14 protein-coding genes are annotated in these 14,589 nt (G+C 57.5%); 8 read left to right on the plus strand and 6 right to left on the minus strand.

Annotation, left to right across the window (positions count from 1 at the left end; genetic code table 11):
- Positions 1–52: 52 nt before the first annotated feature.
- The 3 genes from QMQ05_RS16965 to QMQ05_RS05955 form a co-directional block, all read right to left on the minus strand.
- Positions 53–127, minus strand: a complete 75-nt coding sequence (locus QMQ05_RS16965) for a 50S ribosomal protein bL37 (protein ID WP_369299107.1) — start codon at positions 125–127, stop codon at positions 53–55.
- 99 nt (positions 128–226) lie between these two features.
- Positions 227–832, minus strand: a complete 606-nt coding sequence (locus QMQ05_RS05950) for a GDSL-type esterase/lipase family protein (RefSeq protein WP_058256883.1) — start codon at positions 830–832, stop codon at positions 227–229.
- Between the two features lie 212 nt (positions 833–1,044).
- On the minus strand, positions 1,045–4,803 hold the full coding sequence (locus QMQ05_RS05955; protein WP_345473805.1) for a multifunctional oxoglutarate decarboxylase/oxoglutarate dehydrogenase thiamine pyrophosphate-binding subunit/dihydrolipoyllysine-residue succinyltransferase subunit: 3,759 nt from the start codon (positions 4,801–4,803) through the stop codon (positions 1,045–1,047).
- Positions 4,804–5,232: 429 nt separating this feature from the next.
- Here QMQ05_RS05955 and QMQ05_RS05960 point away from each other — a divergent pair, with 429 nt between their 5' ends.
- From QMQ05_RS05960 to QMQ05_RS05975, 4 genes are all read left to right on the plus strand, one after another.
- Positions 5,233–6,555 (plus strand): hemolysin family protein, encoded by a 1,323-nt coding sequence (locus QMQ05_RS05960; RefSeq protein ID WP_345473807.1) that lies wholly within the window; start codon positions 5,233–5,235, stop codon positions 6,553–6,555.
- Positions 6,548–7,621: a hemolysin family protein gene (locus tag QMQ05_RS05965; RefSeq protein ID WP_345473809.1), complete on the plus strand. Its 1,074-nt coding sequence runs from the start codon at positions 6,548–6,550 to the stop codon at positions 7,619–7,621. The genes QMQ05_RS05960 and QMQ05_RS05965 overlap by 8 nt, the downstream gene beginning before the upstream one ends.
- A gap of 129 nt (positions 7,622–7,750) precedes the next feature.
- Positions 7,751–8,584, plus strand: a complete 834-nt coding sequence (locus QMQ05_RS05970) for a metal ABC transporter ATP-binding protein (protein WP_345473812.1) — start codon at positions 7,751–7,753, stop codon at positions 8,582–8,584.
- 9 nt (positions 8,585–8,593) lie between these two features.
- Positions 8,594–9,454, plus strand: coding sequence for a metal ABC transporter permease (locus QMQ05_RS05975; protein ID WP_345473814.1), 861 nt, complete (start codon positions 8,594–8,596; stop codon positions 9,452–9,454).
- A 70-nt stretch (positions 9,455–9,524) separates the two neighbouring features.
- Here the strand turns inward: QMQ05_RS05975 and QMQ05_RS05980 are convergent, their stop codons facing one another.
- Together QMQ05_RS05980 and QMQ05_RS05985 are read right to left on the minus strand one after the other, a co-directional pair.
- Positions 9,525–11,021: an HNH endonuclease gene (locus QMQ05_RS05980; protein WP_345473816.1), complete on the minus strand. Its 1,497-nt coding sequence runs from the start codon at positions 11,019–11,021 to the stop codon at positions 9,525–9,527.
- Between the two features lie 133 nt (positions 11,022–11,154).
- Positions 11,155–11,568, minus strand: a complete 414-nt coding sequence (locus tag QMQ05_RS05985) for a Fur family transcriptional regulator (protein ID WP_345473818.1) — start codon at positions 11,566–11,568, stop codon at positions 11,155–11,157.
- A gap of 152 nt (positions 11,569–11,720) precedes the next feature.
- On the opposite strand from QMQ05_RS05985, the gene QMQ05_RS05990 reads away from it, so the two are divergent.
- From QMQ05_RS05990 to QMQ05_RS06005, 4 genes are read left to right on the plus strand one after another with little or no spacing between them, the layout of a single operon-like run.
- On the plus strand, positions 11,721–12,416 hold the full coding sequence (locus QMQ05_RS05990; protein WP_345473819.1) for an MBL fold metallo-hydrolase: 696 nt from the start codon (positions 11,721–11,723) through the stop codon (positions 12,414–12,416).
- Positions 12,417–12,421: 5 nt separating this feature from the next.
- On the plus strand, positions 12,422–13,252 hold the full coding sequence (locus QMQ05_RS05995) for a sulfurtransferase (protein WP_345473821.1): 831 nt from the start codon (positions 12,422–12,424) through the stop codon (positions 13,250–13,252).
- Between the two features lie 42 nt (positions 13,253–13,294).
- On the plus strand, positions 13,295–13,723 hold the full coding sequence (locus tag QMQ05_RS06000) for an HIT family protein (protein WP_345473823.1): 429 nt from the start codon (positions 13,295–13,297) through the stop codon (positions 13,721–13,723).
- 40 nt (positions 13,724–13,763) lie between these two features.
- The gene (locus QMQ05_RS06005; RefSeq protein WP_345473825.1) at positions 13,764–14,099 is read left to right on the plus strand and encodes a hypothetical protein; all 336 of its coding nucleotides are present in this window, start codon (positions 13,764–13,766) and stop codon (positions 14,097–14,099) included.
- On the opposite strand, the gene QMQ05_RS06010 is transcribed toward QMQ05_RS06005, so the two are convergent.
- Positions 14,096–14,530: an Lrp/AsnC family transcriptional regulator gene (locus tag QMQ05_RS06010; protein ID WP_345473827.1), complete on the minus strand. Its 435-nt coding sequence runs from the start codon at positions 14,528–14,530 to the stop codon at positions 14,096–14,098. The genes QMQ05_RS06005 and QMQ05_RS06010 overlap by 4 nt on opposite strands.
- Between the last annotated feature and the right edge of the window lie 59 nt (positions 14,531–14,589).

Genomic DNA, 14,589 nt, shown 5'->3' on the forward strand with positions numbered 1-14,589 from the left:
AGCGTTCGAGCCAAACTCGAATGGTACGGGGTTCTTTTTATGTTCGCTTCGCTTAGCTGTTTGGGCGCTTGCCGTGGTTGGCACCGCCACGCTTGCGATCGCGACGCTTACGAGCGCGCTTCGACATGGTGACTCCTTAGAGGGATCAATGGATCTTCCCGATAATTCGGGCCGACTAATAGTCTTTCATACTTTACGGCGATTTTCCTAACGCGCGCAGGGCGCCCTAACCCTCACCTGGTTCTGGCAAGTCCAGCCAGGAGTACCAGCCACGGTGTAGCACCAACCAGGCCATCAGCCCGTAGCCGGCCTGTCCGGGGACTCCGCCGGAGGCGTTCAGGTCGGCACGCCACTGGGCATGGGCGCGCAGGGGAGTGAAGGTATCGACATAGTGATGGTTGCGGCGTAGTGCCACGTCAGCGTACACCCGGTTCAGCTCGGCGATTCGCTGGTTGCGGGCGTCATCCAAGCATGGGGCAGGACCGACCAGCAGGGCCTTGATATTCATCTGCGAGGCGGAATCGAGGATATTGGCAAGGTTTAGTCGGCTGCGTGCCGTGGAGACCTCAAGGTCAACATCGCGATCGGAGAGGGCGATGACCAGGCGGTTTTCGTATTGATCGCTGAACCGGCGGGAGGCCTCGCCCATCCAACGTTCTGCTAGGGCCTCGGAGCCTTCGGCCGGGGCGGCCAAGACAAAGGACTGCAGGCGCAGTGCTGGGTCTTGGGTTCGAGCCATGACTCGGCCAAACCAGCCTAGGCCTCGTGGGTCTCCATGGCCGGCCAGCAGCTCATCTCCGATTGCGGTAATACGGATTGTGCGTAACTCCAACTGGGCGACCTTTCGTTGGCTTCAAGAATATGAATCGATCCCCACCTTAGCAGTGAAGACGCTGGCATCGGTGGAGATTCATACCGGATAAATGCCACAAGTTACCGATCGGTGGTTATCGCGGGTTAAAGCATTGTTGCCGGTGAGTTTCCCCAACATTAGCTGGAAATACTCACCGGCAACTTCACTGACTCAGTGCCGTGCCCAATGCTTTAGCGGGCGAAGGCCTGCTGCAGTAGCACTGCGTTTTCTGCGTCGTGACGCTTGGCGGTACCTGCAGAGGTTGCTGCCGAGGCTGGGCGCGAGACCAGGGTGATCTTCTGCTCCAGGTGCGGTGCAACATAGAGGCCGAAGAATGGCCATGGGCCCTGGTTGGCTGGTTCGTCCTGAACCCAAGAAACCTTGGCGTTCGGGTACTTGGCCAGCTGAGCTGCGATCTGCTCGGTCGGTGCCGGGTAGAGCTGCTCAACACGCACGATCGCGGTCTTGGTGTCCTGCGCCTTGCTGCGTGCTGCGATCAGATCGTAGTACACGCGGCCCGAGCACAGCAGCACCTTGTCCACTGCGTTGGTATCGGTGATGGTGGTATCGCCGATAACCTCCTGGAAACCACCGGTGGTGAAGTCCTCGACCGAGCTGGCTGCAGCCTTCAGGCGCAACAGCTGCTTCGGGGTGAAGACGATCAGTGGCTTGCGTGGGCGGGCGTAGGCCTGACGACGCAACAGGTGGAAGTGGTTGGCACCGGTGGACGGCTGAGCCACGACCATGTTGTTCTCGGCGCACAGCTGCAAGAAGCGCTCGATGCGTGCCGAGGAGTGGTCTGGACCCTGGCCCTCGTAACCGTGTGGCAACAGCATGACCAGCGAGGAAGACTGCGACCACTTCTGCTCGGCAGAGGAGATGAACTCATCGATCACGGTCTGGGCACCGTTGACGAAGTCGCCGAACTGGGCTTCCCACATCACCAGTGCGTCCGGGCGCTCTACCGAGTAACCGTACTCGAAGCCCAGCGCCGCATATTCGGAGAGTAGCGAGTCGAAAATCCACAGTGGTGCCTGATCATCGCTCAGGTTGTGCAGTGGGTACCACTCGTTGTCGTTCTCGCGGTCGTGGAAGACCGAGTGACGCTGCACGAAGGTGCCACGACGTGAGTCCTGGCCGGCCAGACGCACTGGCACACCCTCCATGGACAGCGAGCCGAGGGCAACAATCTCTGCGAAGCCCCAGTCGATGCCGCCTTCACGGGACATCTTCTCGCGGCGCTCCAGCAACGACTTGAGCTTGGTATGCATGGTGAAGCCCTCAGGGATCTGAGTGTGGGCTGCACCGATGTGGGCCAAGGTCCGTGCGGAGATTGCTGAACCACGGGCGCCGTCGGCGGTGTTCTCGTCGGCAGCCTGAGCGAATGGCTTCTCCAGGTCGTTGATGGTCGAGCCCGGGGTGATGATCGGGATCGGGGAGGTCTGAGCGGCATGCGTCTCAGCGAAGATGCGCTCCAGGTTCTCCTTGTACTCGGCCAATACGTGCTCGGCTTCTTCCTGCGTGATGTCACCGCGACCAACGAGGGCCTCGGTGTACAGCTTGCGGGTGGAGCGCTTGGCTTCGATCAGGTTGTACATGATCGGCTGGGTCATCGAAGGATCGTCACCTTCGTTGTGACCGCGACGGCGGTAGCAGACCAGGTCGATGACAACGTCCTTGCCGAACTTCTGGCGGTACTCGAAGGCCAGCTGACCGACATGGACCACAGCCTCAGGGTCATCCCCATTGACGTGGAAGATCGGCGCCTGCACGGTGCGCGCCACATCCGAGGCGTACACGCTGGAGCGCGAGGAACTAGGAGCGGTGGTGAAACCGATCTGGTTGTTCACGATCACGTGCACGGTACCACCGGTCTTGTAACCAGGTAGCTGGCTCATGGCCAGAACCTCAGAGACCACGCCCTGACCTGCGAAGGCTGCATCGCCGTGCACCAGGATCGGCAGAACGTCGTTCTTCGAACCCAGACGATCCAGCTTCGCGCGGGTGATGCCCTCAAGTACTGGGTCAACAGCCTCAAGGTGGGATGGGTTGGCTGCCAGGTAGACCTTGGTCTGGTTGCCTGCATCCGAGGTGTAGGAACCCTCGGTGCCTAGGTGGTACTTCACGTCGCCCGAACCCTGAACCGAGCCAGGGGTAGCGGTGCCTTCAAATTCGCGGAAGACCTGTGCGTAGGTCTTGCCGGCGATGTTGGTCAACACGTTCAGGCGGCCGCGGTGAGCCATACCGATGGCGACCTCGTCCAGCTGGTCGTCGGCGGCATCGGAGATGATGGCGTCCAGCAGTGGAATCAGCGATTCGCCACCTTCAAGGCTGAAGCGCTTCTGACCGACGAACTTGGTCTGCAAGAAGGTTTCGAAGGCCTCGGCCGAGTTCAGCTTGGATAGGATGCGCAGCTGCTCTTCGCGGGTTGGCTTCGAGTAGCGAGCTTCCAGCTTCGACTGGAACCACTCACGCTCTTCCGGGTTCTGCAGGTGCATGTACTCGGTGCCGATGGTGCGGCAGTAAGCATCACGCAGGGTGCCAAGGATATCGCGCAGCAGTGCACGATCCTTGCCGCCCAGACCGCCGGTAATCCACTCACGATCCAGATCCCACAGGGTCAGACCGTAGTTGTTGATGTCCAGGTCAGGGTGCTTACGCTGCACGTATTCCAGTGGGTTGATGTCGGCCATCAGGTGGCCGCGCTCCCGGTAGGAATTGATCAGGTGCTGAATACGCGCGACCTTGTTGACCTGCAGGTCGATGTCGACCTGGTTATCAACGGCCCAGCGAACTGGCTCGTAAGGAATGCGCAGCTGCTCGAAGATCTCGTCGTAGAAGCCCTGCTCGCCGAGCAAGAGGGATTCCACCAGCTTCAGGAATTCGCCCGAACCTGCACCCTGGATGACGCGGTGGTCGTAGGTTGAGGTCAGGGTGATGTGCTTGCCGATGCCCATCAGTGCCACGGACTTTTCCGAGGAACCACGGAATTCGGCAGGGTATTCCAGTGCGCCGACGCCGATGATGGCGGCCTGGCCCTTGGAGAGGCGTGGCACCGAGTGAACGGTACCGATGCCACCTGGGTTGGTTAGCGACACGGTGGTGCCGGCGTAATCGTCAGCGGTCAGCTTGTTGGCGCGAGCACGCTTGATCAAGTCTTCGTAGGTGGCCCAGAACTCGTTGAAGCTCAGGGTCTCTGCAGCCTTGACGTTGGGAACGGCCAACATGCGGGTGCCATCTGGCTTTGGCATGTCGATCGCGATGCCGAAGTTCACGTGAGCTGGCTGGATCGCGGTTGGCTTCTTGTCGATCACATCGTAGGTGACGTTCATCGAAGGGATCTGCTTGAGCGCACGAATCACTGCGAAGCCGATCAGGTGGGTGAAGGAGATCTTGCCACCGCGCGAACGCTTGAGGTGGTTGTTGATGACGATGCGGTTGTCGATCATGACCTTGGCCGGTACCGCGCGAACGGTGGTGGCAGTCGGTACGGTGAGGCTGGCATCCATGTTGGTGGCGATGGCCTTCATTGGCCCGCGCAGTGGAGTGCGCTTTTCCTCACCGAAAAGTTCGGTGGAAGGAGCTGCCTTTGGAGCCTGTGCCGGAATTGGTGCAGTCTTCGGTGCTGGCTCTGCCTTCTTGGCCTCAGTGGCTGGCGCGGCAGCTGGTGCTGGTTTTGAAGCTGGTGCTGGTTCGGTACTCCGAGCCTGAGCTGCGGCGCGCGGTGCGCCCTGCCCGTTGGATGCGGGGGCTGCAGTAGTTGCTGCCGGTGCCGCTGGTGCCGGCTGCGCTGCCGGAGCCTTCTTGTCGGCGGCGAGAGATTCGAAAATATCCCACCATTTCTTATCTACCGAGTTCTTGTCGACGAGATACTGTTCGAACAGCTCGTCTACTAGCCACTCGTTTCCACCAAACTCTTCAGTAAGTCGGTGGTGTGCTTGCTCTGGCACGTGCAACGCCTCTTCCCTGATTTCTACGTTGTTCTAGCTTGAGCCGGTGGTCTTCCGAGGACGTGAATCGACCACTTCGGCTCACAAGATTTCTAGACCTGCGCACCAGTCTAGTGACTTTAACGCGCTCTTGGCCACGGCACGTATGTAATCTCACGAAAGTGTCGTTTATAACATCCCGTTGATCGTGGCAAAGCTACCGTTGAACGCCGGAATGTCGAAGTGGTGCGCAACGGGTCATCGTTCGATAGACTAAATCGCACTATGGAATCACACTCTCCAAGCCGGTGTGCCGCCCACGGGCGCAGTGCCGGCCAACACAGTCCATGTTCAGCAGGTTCCGGTTCCCGATTGGAGCCTTCTAGTTGCCGTCGTAACGGTAGCGAACCTCACATACTTATGCCCATGAATAGGTGGCGGTAACCACCTATGGATTGGCTCTTTATACTTCTTGGCCTCTTGCTGATTCTCGGCACTGGCTTCTTCGTGGCCGTGGAATTCTCCTTGGTCGCCCTCGATAAAAGTTCGGTGCAAAACGCCGTCGACCGCGGCGAACGTGGTGCCAAGCCACTACTTCAATGCCTTACCTCACTGTCCACTCAGCTCTCCAGCTGCCAATTGGGCATCACCCTGACGACTTTGCTCACCGGTTATGTCCTGGAACCGGCCATGAGTTCTTTGCTCGAACCGCTGATGGAAAAGGTCGGCATCCCCGAAGCCAGCTCCGTCGCGATCTCCGTCGTTGTGGCCTTGGTCGTGGCCACCTTGCTTTCGATGCTGATCGGCGAATTGGTTCCTAAAAACATGGCCATCGCCCAGGCTATGACGGTCGGTAAGTTGTTGGCACGTCCGCAACTGGTGTTTACCGCCATCTTCAAGCCGGCCATCGTGGTGCTCAACGGGTTCTCCAACTCCGTGTTGCACCGGTTCTTCGGACTGGAAGCTAAGGAAGAGATTTCTGCTGCGCGTTCCTCGCAGGAGCTGGCCTCGCTGGTGCGACGCTCGGCTCAGCTGGGAACCCTGGATGTGCAGACCGCACGATTTGTGGAATCCACCATCGAGTTTTCCGAACGAACCGCCGCCGACGTGATGACGCCACGTACCTCGATGTCCACCATCGATTCGCAAGCGCCACTGTCCGAGCTGATTGAGGTCAGTGCGGATACCGGTTTCTCCCGTTTCCCTGTGATCGAAGGATCCAGCGACGAAATCCAAGGCATCTGCCACGTCAAAGCCGTGGTCTCGGTGCCGCGCGAACGCCGGGCGGCATTGCAGGTCGGTGAATTCGCCCGTGACGCGCTGTATGTTCCGGAAACCATTCACCTCGACGTGCTCTTGGAACAACTGCGTGCAGCGGAGTTCCAGATCGCGATCGTGATGGATGAATATGGTGGAACCGCAGGGCTGGTCACCTTGGAAGACCTCGTCGAAGAAATCGTCGGCGAAGTTTCCGACGAGCACGATGAGGACGAAGATCAGGCCGTTACGCAGCCGAACGGCAGTTGGCTGTTCCCTGGGATGTTCCGGCCCGACCAAGTGAATGAAAACTTTGACCACGACGTGATTCCCGAGGAGTCCTCTTACGAGACCATCGGCGGGTTCATGCTCTCCGAATTGGGTCGTTTGGCTGAACTCAACGATCAGGTAGAGACCGAAAGTGGCATTTTTACCGTGACAGAGCTGGATGGCCGTCGCATCGCCCAGGTCCGTTTCGAACCGTCAGCCCCAAGTCAGGAGGCCGACAATGCATGATTTTATGGGCCTGATCTGGCTAGTAGTTCTCTTGTTATTCAACGCGTTTTTTGTTGCCGGCGAGTTCGCGGTCATGAGCGCTCGTCGTTCACAGATTGAACCCTTGGCGGACGAGGGAAATAAGCGTGCGAAACTGGCGCTGTATGCCATGGAGCATGTCTCGGTGATGCTCGCAGTATGCCAGCTCGGTATTACCGTGTGTTCGCTGTTGATTCTGAACATTTCTGAACCAGCGATCCACCACTTGTTGGCGGAACCGTTGACCATGATCGGTATGGCTGAATCCGTCGCCGACACTGTGGCCTTTTTGATCGCGCTAGTACTGGTGACCTTCCTGCACGTGACCTTTGGCGAAATGGTACCGAAGAACATCTCGGTTTCCGTGGCTGATAAAGCCGTAATGCTTTTGGCTGCGCCACTGGTGGGGTTGTCTAAGGTCCTCAAGCCGATCACCTCGATGCTCAACGGTCTGGCGAACTTGGTGCTGCATGCTTTTGGCATCGAACCTAAGGACGAAGTCTCCAGTTCCTATACTGCTGACGAAGTTCGTTCCATCATCGATACCTCCTCGGAAGAGGGCACATTGGATGAGGATAATGCGTTGCGTCTGACCAAGGCACTGGAATTCTCCACGGTGACCGCCCAGAGCTGCATGGTTCCACTGGATGACTTGTTCACCTTGGAATGGGGAGAAACCACTGCTCGCGAGTTTGAGAAGAAGGTTGGCAAGACCGGATTCTCGCGCATGCTGATCACCAAAAACGATGTTCCCGTAGGTTATTGGCACGTCAAAGACGTGATGTTGATCGACGATGCGCATTCGACTCAACCGCTTCGGGATTTGCCGTTGCATCCACTGGGTCAATTGGGCCAGGACACCGAAATTGAGGAAGCTCTGGAAGAGATGCGTCAAGAAGGCAACCACCTCTCGGTGGTAGTTGACGACGCTGGTTCCGCCATCGGTGTGGTGTTCCTCGAAGACATCATTGAGGTCTTGGTGGGAGAAATTACCGACACCACCCGAAAGCGCACTTCACCGCCACGTAGCGAGAAACAAGAAAAATAGGCGAAGCTCACCAGGCTGAGTCGTATTGCGAATGAATCGCAACTGGTAAGATTGACTGCGGCACCCCAAAGGGTGCCGCAGTTTTTCGTCGCTGGACAACCACCATCCGCGCAGTTTAGAAAGCATTTCATGTCATCTAGCCCCATTGTCCGATTTGAGGATGCACGTTTGGCCTACGGGTCTCGTGTGCTCTGGGATGAGCTCAACCTATCCATTGCTGCGGGCGAGTTTCTTGCAGTTTTGGGACCAAATGGCTCGGGCAAGACCAGCTTTATCAATACCATGCTTGGTACCACCTCACTCAAACGTGGGTCCGTATCCATCGCTGGGGAATCGGTACGCCGGGGATCGTCTTCTGTTGGGTTGATTCCTCAGCAACGCCCATTTGGGGACAACGTTCCTTTGCGTGCCCGGGATCTCGTCGCCCTAGGTTTAGACGGCGCGAAGTTGGGTATTCGCCTGAGTCGTCGATCGGTGCGCAGGCAGGTTGATGAGCTGCTGGACATGGTTGGAGCCAGCGGTTATGCCAACCGTCCGGTCTCCGATTTATCCGGAGGCGAGCAGCAACGATTGCGCGCTGCGCAAGCCTTGGCTGGTAACCCTCGGGTGCTGTTGTGCGATGAACCGTTGTTGTCGTTGGACTTGCATCATCAGCAGGCAATCAGCGAGGTGATTCACCGCCAGGCGGTGGAGCGCGATAGTGCTGTCATTTTTGTGACTCACGAGATTAACCCGATTCTTCCGTACGTTGATCGAGTGTTGTACCTAGCCGAAGGCCGGTTCCATCTTGGCACTGTCGATGAGGTTATGCAGTCTTCGGTGCTCACCGAACTTTACGGTGCGCCGGTAGAAGTGCTTCGCGTAAACGAGCGAATCGTGGTGGTTTCCGGAGACGGCTCAGCCGCGCTGCCCGCAGATGGCCATGATCATGCTGAAGATATCGAACTGGAAACCGGGAAGTAGGAGTAAGACATGAACTTTTCGGATTTCATCGACAAGGCCTTTAACTTCAATGACTACGCACAACTCTTGCCGCTAGTTTCCAACTCACTAATCGCCGGTGCAGTATTAGGGGTCGTTGGTGGCTTGATCGGCATCTTTATCATGATGCGCGATATGGCATTCGCTGTTCACGGCATCGCGGAGTTGTCATTCGCTGGTGCCTCGTTTGCGTTGCTCATTGGCGCGGATGTCGTCACCGGTTCGGTATTTGGCTCGCTTATTGCAGCCCTGATCCTTGGATTCTTAGGGACAAGAGCCCGAGACCGTAATTCCATTACTGGCGTACTGATGCCCTTCGGGCTTGGATTGGGCATCTTATTCTTATCGTTGTATGAGGGACGTAGTGCGAATAAGTTTGGTCTGCTAACTGGCCAGATTGTCGCTGTTGACGATGTTCAACTCAATGGCATGCTGGTCTTGTCGCTAGTAGTTGTTCTCGCCTTGATTCTCATTTGGCGCCCACTAACATTTGCTTCAGTGGATCCAGTGGTTGCAAATGCACGCGGTGTCCGCACCTCAGGATTATCCATCTTCTTCATGGTGATCTTGGCGCTTGCGGTGGCAGTGACCATCCAGGTCGTTGGTGCACTGCTAGTTCTTGCATTGCTTATTACTCCTGCCGCGGCGGCAATGCGCGTTACGTCTAACCCGGTACTGACCGTAGTGCTTTCAATTGCATTTGCGGAATTGGCAGTAGTTGGTGGAATCTTGCTGGCGCTTGCTGGTGCTCTTCCAATTAGCCCGTACGTCACAACGATTTCGTTCATGACCTACGTTGTTTGTCGCGGTATTGAGTATGCGCGTTCTCCACGACGCCGCCACCAGGTCTAAACGATAGTTTGTGGATCGCCCCAGGTCTTTTCTGGGGCGATTCGTATATCCAACCAACCACTGAGCATGGTTATGCCGCGAGGTCTTCAACATCCGGCGGACCATCATCTTTTCCGGGTGGTTCACTACCGGGGTCTGGTGGCTGATTCAACCAGGCCTCAAAGGTCTGCACCCACTCCGCTTCACTCATGCACTGCTTATAGGGTTGATGAGCGAACCCCGTCGCCGGTGGCGCCGTGGAATGATACGTCGGCCCCATCCCGGTCGCGATCTTCAACTTATGTAAACCGTTACTGAGGACAAACTCTTGCCATCCCGGGGTTTCCTTGGCTTGATTACAGAACTTACAGCGTCCATCCCCGTTAGTCACACACGTATGCCCACCTAGATACACTTGGGTCACATGATCAATCTCTTCAATGGTTCCGTCACAGAAGGGGGTGCGGCACCTTCGGTCACGCATCCTGATGAACTTCTTGAGTTTCTCCGGGAAGATCCGCGCTTTAGAATCCATCGCGATTAGTTCTTTGTCCCCTGGAGCCGTGTAAAGACGAACCAGTTCTGCGGTGGCTTCTAGGGCGTTGATGAATGCTGGTGGTCGGGTGGTTGCCATTTCCGCCAACGTCATGTTGTTCAGGATCTCTTCACCAGCCAGTAGCTCCCTGGCGTACTGGGGTGCGATCACCCCGTACCCTTCAAGGTAGGCTGGCTGCCGGTCACCCAAGAACAGGGTTTTATCGGTCATGATCAACCCAACACTGACCTGCACTGGGACTTTGGCTTCCGGGTGAGTGCAGAAACTCGCGAGGTAGTCCGCTTCAATCTGCGCCCGGGTTCGTTCATCGCCAAGAGATTTCAGGCTCTTCGACCTGGTTTTCACCGCGTTCTTCATGGCGATCCCTGCGATCAGGGGCAGTTCTGCGTGGATGCTCATCATCCCGGTCGACGGGTGGGGTGTGAACTTGATACGACGCTGCTCTTCCGCACTCTTTTGCTCTTTGCACTGATCATCCGAGGCGTAGGTGAGGGTGAAGTCTTTGACCTTGTCACTGATTTTCTTGGTGCCCAAGTTAGCGAACATGTGTGGGTTTTGGGCGTAGAGGTCATCAAATTCGGTGCGGCGGCGGGCTTTGACCTGGGCTAGTGGGGTGAGGATCGCCCGCATTTGCGCTTCCGTGAATTCACCACGACTGTAAGCAGCAGCTAGGTGTGGGGTGTCGTTGAACAGGATGCGACAGTTCTCTAGGTATTCGCTGTAACCGTGGGGGTCTGTTTTGCGGGCTAATGCGATGTTTGCTGCGGCGCCGCGGTTGAGTTGTTTGAAGTTCCCGCGTTCGGTGTTTTCTTGAACGATGGTGATCTCTGTTTGGTGGGCGAGGGCTGCTTGGTGGTAGTGCAGGGAGGAGATCGCGTTTTCGAGTTGGTTGATGGTCGCTAAGCATTCTTCGGTGGTGCCGTGTTCTTCGATCTGTGCCAGGGTGGCTTCCATGCCTTTGATCACGGCGGTGAACGCGTCGTGGTGTTCTGGGGTGGGGTTCCCTGGGTTGGGGATCGTTGTTTCGGACATATTCTTATTTTACGCCTGATAATCGAATATGTCTTCGATTATTTGGTTGCGGGTGGATAACTTTTAGAACACGTTGATGTGACAGGTCAGAGACGGATTGACGGGTATCTAAAGCTAAGAAACCGGTGGGGAACTAGGCCTTGGTGGCGTTCTTAGCGCGGCAATCGGCGCAGAGGCCGTAGATCTCAACCGTGTGTTCGGGGTCGGAAAAATAATGCTCGGCAGCGACTCGTGCGGCCCAGCGTTCGACCGAAGGTGCTTGAACTTCGACAGTCTTAGAGCAAGAGCGACACACGAGGTGGTGGTGGTGTGTTTCGGTCACGCATTGGCGGAAACGGGCTTCTCCGTCGCCACTACGAAGGACGTCGAGTAGACCGTCGTCGGCCATGGACTGCAGCAGTCGGTACACGGTGGCCAGGGAAACCTTTTTCTCGGAATCTTGCAACCAACGGTGAAGCTGCTGGGCAGTGGCGAAATCGTCGATCTCGCTTAATGCCTGGGTGACAGCCAGTCGCTGTTTGGTGATCCGGGTTTCTGGCTGGGACATCTAGGTGCACCATTCCTTGACTTCGTTGAGGGCTGGCAACAAGGCGAAAATCTGCGCCGGTCGCCAGTAGTTCCACTCAATTTTAGCCAACTTTCCCAGATGTTGCGTGTCTGGCGCTGGTACGGGCGGGGCGGGGAGCCTAGGCTAAGGATATGCGTATCAAAACCAGAGGCCATTCCTGCATCGAACTAAGTACGATCGATGGTTCGTTACTGCTGGATCCCGGCGTTTTTTCGGATCTGACTGGTGCATTTGAGGGCAAGAATGCGGTGTTGATCACCCATGAACACGCCGATCACGCCGATGAAGCTGCGATCGTCCAAGCGTTGAATGCTAACTCCGTACTAGAGGTCTACGCGCCGGCGGTGCTGGCGGACAAACTGCGCGAACAACTGCCGGCAGCGGTGGCTGCGCAGGTGCATACGGTCTGCGCCGGGGCGGACTTGATCGTCGGCGGGATTAAGGTGCGAGCGGTGGGAGGTACGCATGCCACGATCCACCGATCCATCGATTTGGTCGCGAACGTGGGGTACATCCTGGGGGACCACGCGGTGGGCCAGCCGGTCGTGTACCACCCGGGCGATAACTACCATGTCCCTGTTGGTGTGCCGGTAGACCTGCTTCTGCTGCCGGTAATGGCACCGTGGGCCAAGATGTCTGAAGCCGCAGATTTTGCGGTAGCGGTTAAGGCGGCAACGTGGGCTCCGATCCATGATGGGTTGCTCAACGAGCGTGGCACCGCGTTGTTCGATCGTCAGCTCGGTGCGATTGCTGGGCGCGATGGCAGTGAATTCCGGCGGCTAGAAGTCGGCGTGGAAACCAAAGTTGAAGAACTGCTAGCGAGGTAGCGTCGATGAATCCCTTGATTTCTGCCCGCGAGCTGCAAGAGCTCGGAGAAAAGCAGTGTGTGCTCCTGGATGTTCGATGGACCCTTGGCCGGGACGACGGCGCGCAACAGTATGCGCTCGGCCACATTCCTTCGGCGGTGTTCGTCGACCTTGAACGCGAGCTATCAGGCTCAGTGGGCGAGCATACCGGTCGGCATCCGCTGCCTTTGCCTGCAGATTTTGAGGCGGCGGCTCGGCGCTGGGGAATTAATGATGACAGCCATGTGGTGGTCTATGACGACTCTGGTGCGTTGGCGGCGGCTCGGGCGTGGTGGCTATTGCGTCATGCCGGGTTTGAGCAGGTGCAGGTGCTTGATGGGGGACTGGAAGCCTGGAAGCAGGCCGGCGGAGAAGTTTCTACTGAACCTGGGCAGGCTCGGGCCGGAACCGTGTCGCTGTCATGGGGTCGGATGCCGGTGGTGGAATTCGACGAGCTGGAATCTCTGGCCGGGGTGCTGATCGATTCGCGAGCCACGGTGCGCTATTTGGGGATCCAAGAACCTGTGGACCCGGTGGCCGGGCACATCCCCGGGGCACTGAACCGTCCCACCACCGATAATCTCGATGAGCAAGCCCGTTTCTACAGCCCCGAGGTATTGCGGGCAGCCTTCGAAAAGCTTGGTGCGGTGCAGGGTGGATCGGCGGCCTATTGCGGGTCGGGAATTACCGCAGCCCATCAGGTCCTGGCCGCGGCCAGCGCCGGGATTGAGCTGGGCCTGTACCCTGGAAGCTGGTCTGAATACTGCTCGTACCCGCAGGCTCCGGTGGCGACCAGCGATGAGAAGCACCGCAACTAGATTTCCACTCACTAGACGTCTATTTAGCAACGAAAGGCAGCAATGAGTACGCTGTTTAGCAAAATTATCGAGGGCCAGATCCCAGGCCGGTTCGTATGGAAAGACGAGACCTGTGTGGCTTTCTTGTCCATTGGACCGCTGTCTGACGGGCATGCCCTGGTAGTTCCTCGGCAGGAGATCGACGAGTTTACCGACGCTTCCGAAGAGTTGCTCACGCACCTGACCTTGGTCGCCCAGAAGATTGGGCAGACCCAGAAGCGGGTCTTTGGTGCGCAGCGTGCCGGGCTGATGATCGCTGGATTTGAGGTTCCGCACCTGCATGTGCACGTGTGGCCGACCAACTCGCTGGCCGATTTTGACCTCTCCAATGCTGCTGATAATCCCGATCCGAAGGCCATGGATCATAACGCGCAGGTGTTGCGCGCGGGCTTGGTGGCTGACGGTCACGGCGAATTTGTCCCCGAAGCCTAGGTATATTCGTTACCAGTCGACGCGGGCTAATGCGCGCGGGGTGCATCCGGGGATCTTCGGCTTGGCCAATGTGTTGGGCCGCGACGGTAAGCTCACGGCTGAGCAACATGCGATCTGGCGTGCCGGCAACGACTGGTACAACGCGGCCTACCCGAACCCAAGCGATACGGATCCGGACGTTTACGATCATCGAATCAACCCGGGTGCGGCCGCGTGGTTTAAAGATGGTGCCCACCACCTGCTGGAGCGCGTCGAACCATATTTGAGGCTGCTCGACGCGCATCAGGTTCCTTGGGAACGGTTGGAGAGCGCGGACCCCGGCCGAATCATCTACGAAGACGAGGTTCAGGTCGTCGTCGTTCCGGCGGCTAGCTAACCTTTGACGCGGCGCATGGTCATATGTGAGGTGACGCGCCGGACCGCGGGCAGGGCGGTGAGTTTGGGAACCAGGTCCCGATCGTAGGCCTCGGCGTCGGCCACTTGGATGCGCAAGAAATAGTCTGGCTGGCCGTAGAGGCGGCGAATTTCGGTGACTCCTTCGACCCTGTTCACGGCTGTTTCAAATTCATCGAGGCTGTGCTCGTTGTTCATCTCGACGTCGATGGCCACGGTGACTTCGAAGCCACGTCCGTAGGCTTTGGGATTGATAATCGCCTTGTAGCCGGCGATGATTCCCTCGGCCTCCAAACGTTGGACACGACGCAGGCAGGGAGCAGGGGTTAGACCTACCCGGCGCGAGAGTTCCAGATTGCTGATGCGCGCGTCATTTTCGAGTTCGGCAATAATTGCGCGGTCTAAATCGTCCATGTGCCTATTATTGCTTATTTGAGGGTCGGATTAGCTAGAATTAGCAACCATATTTGGTC

The organism is Glutamicibacter sp. B1, assembly GCF_039602135.1.
Taxonomy (GTDB): Bacteria; Actinomycetota; Actinomycetes; order Actinomycetales; family Micrococcaceae; genus Glutamicibacter; species Glutamicibacter ectropisis.

Excerpts from the sequence above, each read along its gene's own strand:
- QMQ05_RS05980 (WP_345473816.1), bottom strand. The coding sequence starts at position 11,021 with ATGTCCGAAACAACGATCCCCAACCCAGGGAACCCCACCCCAGAACAC.
- QMQ05_RS05975 (WP_345473814.1), top strand. The coding sequence starts at position 8,594 with ATGAACTTTTCGGATTTCATCGACAAGGCCTTTAACTTCAATGACTAC.
- QMQ05_RS05965 (WP_345473809.1), top strand. The coding sequence starts at position 6,548 with ATGCATGATTTTATGGGCCTGATCTGGCTAGTAGTTCTCTTGTTATTC.
- QMQ05_RS05970 (WP_345473812.1), top strand. The coding sequence starts at position 7,751 with ATGTCATCTAGCCCCATTGTCCGATTTGAGGATGCACGTTTGGCCTAC.
- QMQ05_RS06000 (WP_345473823.1), top strand. The coding sequence starts at position 13,295 with ATGAGTACGCTGTTTAGCAAAATTATCGAGGGCCAGATCCCAGGCCGG.
- QMQ05_RS06010 (WP_345473827.1), bottom strand. The coding sequence starts at position 14,530 with ATGGACGATTTAGACCGCGCAATTATTGCCGAACTCGAAAATGACGCG.
- QMQ05_RS05995 (WP_345473821.1), top strand. The coding sequence starts at position 12,422 with ATGAATCCCTTGATTTCTGCCCGCGAGCTGCAAGAGCTCGGAGAAAAG.
- QMQ05_RS05990 (WP_345473819.1), top strand. The coding sequence starts at position 11,721 with ATGCGTATCAAAACCAGAGGCCATTCCTGCATCGAACTAAGTACGATC.
- QMQ05_RS05960 (WP_345473807.1), top strand. The coding sequence starts at position 5,233 with ATGGATTGGCTCTTTATACTTCTTGGCCTCTTGCTGATTCTCGGCACT.
- QMQ05_RS05985 (WP_345473818.1), bottom strand. The coding sequence starts at position 11,568 with ATGTCCCAGCCAGAAACCCGGATCACCAAACAGCGACTGGCTGTCACC.